This is a genomic window from Buttiauxella warmboldiae, from assembly GCF_003818135.1.
Lineage (GTDB): Bacteria > Pseudomonadota > Gammaproteobacteria > Enterobacterales > Enterobacteriaceae > Buttiauxella > Buttiauxella warmboldiae.
In genome coordinates, this window is the sequence record NZ_RPOH01000133.1 from 1 (window position 1) to 1,273 (window position 1,273).

General features: G+C 55.6%; 1 protein-coding gene. It reads right to left on the bottom strand.

What is annotated here, in order from left to right:
- Positions 1 to 8: 8 nt before the first annotated feature.
- Entirely contained in the window at positions 9 to 1,142 is a 1,134-nt protein-coding gene (solA, locus tag EHN07_RS20400; protein ID WP_124025826.1) for an N-methyl-L-tryptophan oxidase, read from the bottom strand.
- Positions 1,143 to 1,273: the final 131 nt, after the last annotated feature.

Consider the following 1,273-nt stretch of genomic DNA (forward strand, 5'->3'; position numbering starts at 1 on the left):
CCTGCCTCCTACTCGATTTTCAAGGCGTTAAATCGTGAAAGCGAAAACGGCGTCAGATCAAAACTCGAGGCTTTGCCCAGCGCAAACTGGCAGGCAATTTCCCCCAGCACCGAAGCGAATTTAAAGCCGTGCCCGCTCAAGCCGGTGATGACCAGCGTATTGTCGTGGCCTGGCAGAGTATCAATAATAAAATCCTCATCCGGCGACATATCGTAGGTGCAGGCCGCGCCATGCATACAGACACCGACGCCCGGCAGTATCTGGCGCAGGAAGCTGAACACTTCGCTACCGTCAGTGGCAACTGCGCCAAACGGTTTGCGCTGCTGCGGCTCGTGAATGATCTGCCCGCCGTTATGTTTGCCCAGCTTCAGTTCGTTATCTTCCCCCGCCGGGAAGCCGTAATACTGGCTGCCGTCAGGCAGTTGCGCGGTGAACGCCGGGAAATGATTTTTTGCGCTATAGCGCCCGTCGGCCTGGTGCCAGCTAAAAATTTTGCGTACCGGCGTAACGGGCAGCGTTGGGCATAATTTTGTCACCCAGGTTCCGGCACTGAGCAGCAGTTTATCCGCGGTGAATGCGCCTTCCGGCGTTGCGACTTCTACACCTTCAGCGGTATGGTGAATGTCCGTCACCGGGCAGTTAAACAGCTGCGCGCAACCGCCCTGATTTGCCAGCCGAATATAGGTTTCCACCGCCAGTTCACTGCTTAACACCCCAGAATCAGCTTCAAACAGGCCGAGGTAGTTTTCAGGGACGGTGATTTGCGGCCAGCGGGCCATCACTTCTGCGGCGCTGAGCGTTTCAAGCGGCAGTGACCAGTTTTGCGCGCTGCTTTGTACCGTTGAGATAAAGGCTGAATCGGCCGGGCCGAGGTTAATCACGCCGGTACGATGAAAGATTTTTTCGCCGCTGATTTCCTGCAATGCCTCCCACAGCGCCTGGGCGCGTAGCACCAGCGGGAGATATTTCTCCCCTTCGCCATAGGCATGGCGTATCAGGCGGGTATCGCCATGGTGGCTGCCCTGCTGGTGGGGAGGATGGTTGCTGTCAATCATCAGCACGTTCAGGCCGGAGTGAGTGGCATAGCACCCGGCGGCGGCACCGACAGAACCGCTGCCGACGATGATAAGGTCATAATGCATGGCGCTTTTCTCTTCCCTGTGGCTGGAATAAATTTATATAGCAGGATAATTAAATCCCCGCAGGCTGACAATTAAGCAAAACCTGAATAACAAAAAAGGCACCCTAAGGTGCCTTGAGGTTGCTGACAAAG

What these genes read in the sequence shown, in the direction of transcription:
- solA (WP_124025826.1), bottom strand. Translation starts at nt 1,142, where the DNA reads ATGCATTATGACCTTATCATCGTCGGCAGCGGTTCTGTCGGTGCCGCC.